This is a genomic window from Nocardia farcinica (assembly GCF_029867845.1).
GTDB classification, from domain to species: domain Bacteria; phylum Actinomycetota; class Actinomycetes; order Mycobacteriales; family Mycobacteriaceae; genus Nocardia; species Nocardia farcinica_A.
Genome location: NZ_JARWRU010000600.1, coordinates 1 through 7963, shown reverse-complemented (window position 1 = coordinate 7963; position 7963 = coordinate 1). Strand labels below are relative to the sequence as shown.

Annotated in this window: 7 protein-coding genes; 5 read left to right on the top strand and 2 right to left on the bottom strand. The window is 71.6% G+C overall.

Annotated elements, in window-relative coordinates:
- Positions 1–115: 115 nt before the first annotated feature.
- Positions 116–1420, bottom strand: a complete 1305-nt coding sequence (locus QH283_RS13205; protein WP_280503297.1) for a bifunctional o-acetylhomoserine/o-acetylserine sulfhydrylase — start codon at positions 1418–1420, stop codon at positions 116–118.
- Positions 1421–1549: 129 nt separating this feature from the next.
- On the opposite strand from QH283_RS13205, the gene QH283_RS13200 reads away from it, so the two are divergent.
- The 5 genes from QH283_RS13200 to whiA all read left to right on the top strand — a co-directional run bounded on the left by QH283_RS13200 (position 1550) and on the right by whiA (position 7542).
- A complete protein-coding gene (locus QH283_RS13200; protein WP_280503296.1) occupies positions 1550–2131 on the top strand; it encodes an HAD family hydrolase in 582 nt (193 codons plus the stop codon).
- Between the two features lie 174 nt (positions 2132–2305).
- The gene (uvrC, locus tag QH283_RS13195) at positions 2306–4411 is read left to right on the top strand and encodes an excinuclease ABC subunit UvrC (protein ID WP_280503295.1); all 2106 of its coding nucleotides are present in this window, start codon (positions 2306–2308) and stop codon (positions 4409–4411) included.
- A 163-nt stretch (positions 4412–4574) separates the two neighbouring features.
- The gene (gene rapZ, locus QH283_RS13190; RefSeq protein ID WP_280503294.1) at positions 4575–5525 is read left to right on the top strand and encodes an RNase adapter RapZ; all 951 of its coding nucleotides are present in this window, start codon (positions 4575–4577) and stop codon (positions 5523–5525) included.
- A complete protein-coding gene (locus QH283_RS13185; protein ID WP_280503293.1) occupies positions 5522–6568 on the top strand; it encodes a gluconeogenesis factor YvcK family protein in 1047 nt (348 codons plus the stop codon). Before rapZ ends, QH283_RS13185 begins: the two co-directional genes overlap by 4 nt.
- Complete coding sequence (whiA, locus tag QH283_RS13180; protein WP_280503298.1) at positions 6565–7542, top strand: DNA-binding protein WhiA; 978 nt, start codon at positions 6565–6567, stop codon at positions 7540–7542. The genes QH283_RS13185 and whiA overlap by 4 nt, the downstream gene beginning before the upstream one ends.
- Before the next feature lie 175 nt (positions 7543–7717).
- On the opposite strand, the gene QH283_RS13175 is transcribed toward whiA, so the two are convergent.
- The coding region (locus tag QH283_RS13175; RefSeq protein ID WP_280503292.1) for a GNAT family N-acetyltransferase at positions 7718–7963 on the bottom strand (246 nt) is incomplete at its 5' end.

The window sequence follows — 7963 nt, the reverse complement described above, 5'->3', positions numbered from 1 at the left end:
CTAATTATCCCCCCCCCGGGCCCCCCCACTTCGTAAACGCCACCCCCTACCCCCCCGGGCACACCCCTACCGGGGCGGCGGGGTTGGGGGCCCCCCCGTTTCGGGAGTGTCGGTGTCAGGAGTTGACGGCGGCGAAACCGGTCTCGAGGTCGGCGATGATGTCGTCGATGTGCTCGATGCCGACGGCCAGGCGCACCAGGCCCGGGGTCACGCCCGCGTTCAGCTGCTCCTCGGGGGTCAGCTGCGAGTGCGTGGTGGAGGCCGGGTGGATGACCAGCGAGCGCACGTCACCGATGTTGGCGACGTGGCTGTGCAGGCTCAGCGCCTCGACGAAACGCTTGCCCGCGTCGACCCCGCCCGCCAGCTCGAAGCCGATGACCGCGCCGGTGCCCTTGGGGGCCAGCGCGCGGCCGCGCTCGAACCACGGCGAGGACTCGAGGCCCGCGTAGGACACCGAGGTGACCTCGGGACGCTCGGACAGGAACTTCGCCACGGCCTGTGCGTTCTGCACGTGCCGCTCGATGCGCAGGCTCAGCGTCTCCAGGCCCTGGCTGATCAGGAAGGCGTTGAACGGCGAGATCGCCGCGCCGAGGTCGCGCAGCAGCTGCACGCGCGCCTTGAGGGCGTAGGCCGGAGCGCCCAGGTCGGCGTACTTCACACCGTGGTAGCTCGGGTCCGGCTCGGTGAAGCCGGGGAAGCGGCCCCGGGTCCAGTCGAAGTTGCCGCCGTCGACGATCACGCCGGCGATGGCCGCGCCGTGGCCGCCCAGGTACTTGGTGGCCGAGTGCACCACGATGTCCGCGCCGTGCTTCAGCGGCTGGATCAGATACGGGGTGGCGACGGTGTTGTCCACGATCACCGGGATGCCCTCGGCGTGGGCCACTTCGGCGATGCCGGGGATGTCGAGGATGTGGTTCTGCGGGTTGGAGATGGTCTCGCCGTAGAACGCCTTGGTGTTCGGGCGGACCGCCTCGCGCCACTGGTCGAGGTTGTCCGGGTCCTCCACGAAGGAGACCTCGATGCCCAGCTTCGGCAGAGTGTAGTGGAAGAGGTTGTAGGTGCCGCCGTACAGCCGGGGGCTGGAGACGATGTGGTCACCGGCGCCTGCGATGTTCAGGATCGCGAAGGTCTCGGCGGCCTGACCCGACGACAGCAGCAGCGCCGCGACGCCACCCTCGAGGGCCGCGATCCGCTGCTCGACGGCGTCCTGGGTGGGGTTCATGATGCGGGTGTAGATGTTGCCCGGCTCGGCCAGACCGAACAGCGCAGCCGCGTGCGCGGTGTCGCGGAAGGTGTAGGAGGTGGTCTGGTAGATGGGCAGGGCGCGGGCGTTGGTGGTGCCGTCCGGCACCTGTCCGACATGGATCTGCTTGGTCTCGAAGCTCCACTCGCGGGCCTGCTCGGCCGGATCAACTGTCATGCGCACAGACGTTAGGCAAGCCTCGCAGAGAAGTCACAGGGTTTCGCTCGCAGTGAACCGAAATGTTGCCGGATCGTGTCGCGACACGCGGTCCCCGGTGATCGCGCCGGTCCTCGGTAGGCTGAGCCGGTGGCGATCGAAGCGGTGTTGTTCGACTTCTCCGGCACGCTCTTCCGGTGGGAGGATCCCGGCCCCGGCGGCGCGGATGTGCCCGGCACCCCTCTACCCGGCGCCGATCTACCCCGAGGCGGTCTGGCCGACGCCGAGGGCGCTCTCGGTGGCGCTGTCCCCGCTGGTCGGGTCTTCGACCCCGAACAGGTCGATCCGGCCTGCTGGGCGCCCTACCCCGACACCGACGCGGTGCTGAGTTTCCTTGCCGCGCACGGTATCCCGGTCGGCGTGGTGAGCAATCTGGCCGCCGATCCGCGTCAGGTGCTCGCCGCGCACGGCTGGGACGCCCGGGTCGAGGCGGTGGCCGTCGCCCACGAGATCGGCGCGCGCAAGCCCGAGCCGCTGATCTTCCGCGCGGCGCTGGACGAGCTCGGCGTCGCCCCCGAGGCGGCGCTCATGGTGGGCGACAGCCCGGTCACCGACGGCGGCGCCACCGAGCTGGGCTGCCGCTTCGCGCTGGTCGACCCGCTGCCCGTCGCGCAGCGCCCGGACGCGCTCATCGACGCGCTGCGCGCGCACGGGCTCGCCGTCCCGCGCTGACTCCCAGGCCCCGGGGACCCACAGCGTCCCGGCCCCCTACAGCGTCCCGGCCCCACAGCCCACGGCCGGAGAGGAGGCGGGCCCGGTCGCGCCGCGGGGTGGCCGGTGCGGCTGAGGTGTGCCGGCCCGCGCAGGGCACGACAGACTGTCGGAGCCGGTCGATAGGCTGGCGAGGTGGCAGATCCAGCGACGTACCGGCCGGCGCCGGGCACCATCCCCGTCGAGCCGGGTGTCTACAAATTCCGGGACGCCTACGGCCGGGTGATCTACGTCGGCAAGGCCAAGAGCCTGCGCGCGCGCCTGAACTCCTACTTCGCCGATGTGGCCTCGCTGCACCCGAGGACACGGCAGATGGTGACCACCGCCGCCTCGGTGGAGTGGACGGTCGTCTCCACCGAGGTGGAGGCGCTGCAACTGGAGTACAACTGGATCAAGGAGTTCGACCCGCGCTTCAATGTGCGCTACCGGGACGACAAGTCGTATCCCGTGCTCGCGGTCACCTTGAACGAGGAGTACCCGCGGCTGTTCGTCTACCGGGGCGCGCGGCGCAAGGGCGTGCGCTACTTCGGCCCCTACGCCCACGCCTGGGCCATCCGCGAGACCTTGGACCTGCTGCTGCGGGTCTTCCCGGCGCGCACCTGCTCCAACGGAGTCTTCAAGCGGCACAGCCAGATCGGGCGGCCCTGCCTGCTCGGCTACATCGACAAGTGCTCGGCGCCGTGCGTGGGCCGGGTCGACGCGCAGGCGCACCGCGCCATCGTCGACGACTTCTGCGACTTCCTCGCAGGCCGCACCGACCGCATGGTCCGTGAGCTGGAGCGGCGCATGCACGCCGCGGCCGAGGAGCTCGACTTCGAGACCGCCGCCCGGCTGCGCGACGACGTGCAGGCGCTGCGCCGCGCGCTGGAGAAGCAGGCGGTGGTGCTCGGCGACGGCACCGACGCCGACGTGATCGCCTTCGCCACCGACGAATTGGAGGTGGCGGTGCAGATCTTCCACGTGCGCGACGGGCGGGTGCGTGGCCAGCGGGGCTGGGTGGTGGACAAGTCCGGCGACGCGATCGATCTGCCGGCCGACGCCGCCGCCTCCGCCGCCGACGGCGAGGGCGCGCCCGTCGACGAGACCGCCGCGCTGGTCGAACAGTTCCTCACCCAGTTCTACGGTGAGCAGGTCGCCCAGGCCGACGAGAACCCCGCCGAGCAGAGCGCCTCCATCGTCCCGCGCGAGGTGCTCGTGCCCGCCCTGCCCGCCGACCACGACCAGGTGCAGCAGTGGCTGAGCACCCTGCGCGGCTCGTCGGTGCGCCTGCGGGTGCCCCAGCGCGGCGACAAGAAGGCACTGGCCGAGACGGTGCGGCGCAATGCCGCCGAGGCGCTGGCCCAGCACAAGCTCAAGCGCGCGGGCGATCTCACCGCGCGCTCGGCCGCGTTGCAGGACATCCAGGACGCGCTCGACCTGGACACCGCGCCGCTGCGCATCGAGTGCGTGGACATCAGCCATGTGCAGGGCACCGATGTGGTGGCCTCGCTGGTCGTGTTCGAAGACGGTCTCAAGCGCTCCTCGGAGTACCGGCACTACGCCATCAAGGAGGCCGCGGGCGGGGGCCGCTCCGACGATGTGGCCAGCATCGCCGAGGTCACCCGCCGCCGCTTCTACCGGCTGCGCAAGGAACGCGACGAGGCCGAGCGCGGCGAACTCGACGGCACCGCGCCGGGGACGCCGCTGGTCGACGGCGAGCCCGCCTGCGCGGGGGCGGTGGGTGACGGGCCGCTCGATGGTGCGGAGGAGACCGGCTCGCGTCCCGGTATCGACCCGCGCACCGGAAAGCCGCGCAAGTTCGCCTATCCGCCCAATCTCTACGTCGCCGCCGGCGGCGCGCCGCAGGGGGCCGCCGCCGCGGAGGTGCTCGACGAACTGGGCATCACCGATGTCGCGGTGATCGGCCTGGCCAAGCGCCTCGAGGAGGTATGGGTGCCCGGGGAGCCCGACCCGGTGATCCTGCCCCGCAACAGCGAGGCCCTGTATCTGTTGCAGCGCATCCGCGACGAGGCGCACCGCTTCGCCATCACCTACCACCGCAACAAGCGCTCCCGCCGGATGACCGCCTCGGCGCTGGACTCGGTGCGCGGCCTCGGCCAGGCCCGCCGCACCGCGCTGGTGACCCACTTCGGTTCGGTCGCCAAGTTGAAGGAGGCCACCGTCGAGCAGATCACCGAAGTGCCCGGCATCGGGGTGGCCACCGCGAAAGCGGTGCTGGCGGCCTTGCACGGGGAGTCGTGAGGCGGCGGGCCGCCTGCCCCGATGACGTGTCTCGGGTGGGAAATCGGAGGGGGAAGCGGATGAGAGATTCGATCGGCCGTCGCGTAGGTTGAGTGTCGGCGCCCGATCCCCGTTCCGGTGCGCGATGATCGAAAGAGGCACCCTGACACGAACCCGGTAGGACATGACACGCGTCGAATCGAACAACACCGCGAGCCAGGCAGGCCGGTCGGCCGCGGGCAGGATCGAACAGCAGGCCGAGGTCGTCGTCGTCACCGGACTGTCCGGCGCGGGCCGGGGCACCGCCGCCCGGGTTCTCGAGGATCTGGGCTGGTACGTCGCCGACAACCTGCCGCCGGAGCTGATCGGCCGCATGGTCGAGCTCGGTGCCGCCGCCGACCCGCCGATCACCCGGCTCGCGCTGGTCATGGACGTGCGCTCCCGGTTCTTCTCCGGTGATCTCTCGGTGGTCACCGAGCAGCTGCGCGCGCTCGGGCTGCGCACCAGGGTGCTGTTCCTCGAGGCCAGCGACGACGTGCTGATCCGCCGGTTCGGCTTCGCCCGCCGCAGGCACCCGTTGCAGAGCGAGACCGCCGACGGCACGCTGTCCTCCGGCATCGCCGCCGAGCGCGAGCGGCTGGCCAAGGTCAAGGCGGAAGCCGATCTGGTGATCGACACCACCGAGCTGTCCATCCACCAGTTGCACCGCAAGCTGGAGGAGGCCTACGGCAACGGCGCGCCCGCCGCGCTGCAACTGACGGTGCAGTCCTTCGGCTTCAAGTACGGGGTTCCGCTGGACGCCGACATGGTGTTGGATGTGCGTTTCCTACCCAATCCACACTGGATACCGGAACTGCGTGAGCACTCGGGGCAGGAGACCGTGGTCAGTGAGTACGTGCTGTCGCGCCCCGGCGCGATGGACTATCTGCACACCGCTCACCACCTGGTCGATCTGACGACGGGTGGCTACCGCCAAGAGGGGAAGCGATACATGACCGTGGCAGTGGGCTGCACGGGGGGCAGGCATCGCAGCGTGGCGATCGCCGAGGCGCTCGGGGAGTTGATCAGCGCGGGCACCGCGGAGGGTTCGGCCGGGCAGGTGCGGATCGTGCACCGGGACCTGGGGCGCGAATGACCGAATGGGAGACCGACCCCGCGGTCGTCGCGCTGGGGGGCGGGCACGGGCTGTACGCCACCCTGAGCGCGGTGCGCAGGCTCACCCGGCGGATCTGCGCGGTGGTCACCGTCGCCGACGACGGCGGGTCCTCCGGCCGGTTGCGCACCGAACTGGGCATGCTGCCGCCCGGCGATCTACGGATGGCGCTGGCGGCGCTGGCGGGCGAGCCGGACGGTGTCCGGGCGCGCACCCTGCAACACCGTTTCGGCGGCACGGGCGCGCTGGCGGGCCACTCGCTGGGCAATCTGATCCTCGCGGGGCTGACCGAGGTGCTCGGCAGCCCGGTGGCCGCCCTCGACGAGGTCGCGGCCATGCTGGACTCCACCGGCAGGGTGCTGCCCATGTCGCCGATCCCGCTGGACATCGAGGCCGATGTCTCCGGCCTGGAAGCGGATCCGAGAGTCACCTGGAGCATCCGCGGCCAGGTCGCGGTGGCGACCACCCCCGGCAAGGTGCGCCGGGTGCGGCTGATCCCGTCCGATCCGCCCGCCAGCCCGGAGGCCACCGCCGCCATCGAACACGCCGACGTGGTGGTGCTCGGGCCCGGATCATGGTTCACCAGCGTGATTCCGCACGTTCTGGTCCCCGGACTCCGTGACGCCCTGGTATATACGAGAGCGCACAAGATCCTGGTGCTGAACCTGGCGGCCCAGCCCGGCGAGACCGCGGGTTTCTCCGCCGAGCGGCACCTGCACGTATTGTCTCAGCACGCACCGGAATTCACCGTGGACGAGGTTCTGGTGGATTCGGACTCGGTTCCTCCGGGCCGGGAACGCGAACATGTCGCAAGAGCCGCCGAACAACTGCGCGCGCGGGTAACGTTCTCCGATGTCGCCGAAACGGGGACCGATCGGCATCATCCCGGCAAGCTCGCCGCAGCTCTGGATCAGCTGATCCGGCAACCTCGGCCGCAGCCGGCAGGACTTCGAGTCGAGGGACGGCACATGGGCGCGGGTGTGCGGTCAGGGTTGGGTGGAAAGGAGCGCGTCTCGTGGCGATGACAGCCGAGGTGAAGGACGAGCTGAGCAGGCTCACGGTGTCGCAGGTGAGTTCCCGCAAGGCGGAGCTGTCGGCTCTGCTGCGTTTCGCGGGCGGCCTGCACATCGTCGGCGGCCGGGTGATCGTCGAGGCCGAGGTGGACATGGGCTCCATCGCCCGGCGGCTACGCCGGGAGATCTTCGAGCTCTACGGCTACGGATCCGATGTGCACGTGCTCGGCGTCGGCGGGCTGCGCAAGACCTCCCGCTATGTCGTCCGGGTGTCGAAGGAGGGCGAGGCGCTGGCGCGCCAGACCGGCCTGCTCGACGTGCGTGGTCGTCCGGTGCGCGGACTGCCCGCCCAGGTGGTGGGGGGCAGCATCGCCGACGCCGAGGCGGCCTGGCGCGGGGCCTTCCTCGCGCACGGCTCGCTGACCGAGCCCGGCCGATCCTCGGCGCTCGAGGTGAGCTGCCCCGGCCCGGAGGCGGCGCTGGCGCTGGTCGGCGCGGCCCGCAGGCTCGGCATCACCGCCAAGGCCCGCGAGGTGCGTGGCACCGACCGTGTGGTGGTGCGTGACGGCGAGGCCATCGGCGCGCTGTTGACCAGGATGGGCGCCCAGGACACCCGGCTGACCTGGGAGGAACGCCGGATGCGCCGCGAGGTGCGGGCCACGGCCAACCGGCTGGCCAACTTCGACGACGCCAACCTGCGCCGCTCGGCCCGCGCCGCCGTCGCGGCCGCGGCCCGCGTGGAGCGCGCGCTGGAGATCCTCGGCGACGACGTGCCCGAGCATCTGGCCGCAGCGGGCAAGCTGCGCGTGGAGCACCGCCAGTCCTCGCTCGAGGAACTCGGCCAGCTCGCGGACCCGCCGATGACCAAGGACGCCGTGGCGGGCCGCATCCGCCGCCTGCTGTCCATGGCCGACCGTCGCGCCCGCGAGCTGGGCATTCCCGACACCGAATCGGCGGTCACCGCGGAACTTCTCGACGAGGCCTGAAGCCGCGCCGGTCGCCGGTTCGGCGGCGAGGTCGCGGGCCCGGCCGCGCGCCGGGCCCGTTGTCGTCGGTGACGGGTCGCGTCCGGCGCACGCCCACGGTTCGCGCCGCGTGGCAGGCCGGGACACCGGGGCGACGGCGGCGCCGCGGAGGTGACCAGCGTTCGGTGCGCGGCGCTCAGCCGCGCGGTTCGCGCAGCATGGCCAGTGTGGTCGGGCCGTCGTCCGGGATCTCGACGGTGGCCACCACCCGGAAGCCCAGCGCCTCGTAGAAGCGGCGATTGCGTTCGCCCGTGGTCTCCAGGAACGCGGGCAGCCCGGCGGCCTCGGCCGCGGCGATGCCGGGGGCGAGTACCGCGCGTCCCAGCCCGGCGCCCTGGTGAGCGGGGTCGACGCCCACCGTGCCGAGGAACCACACCGGTTC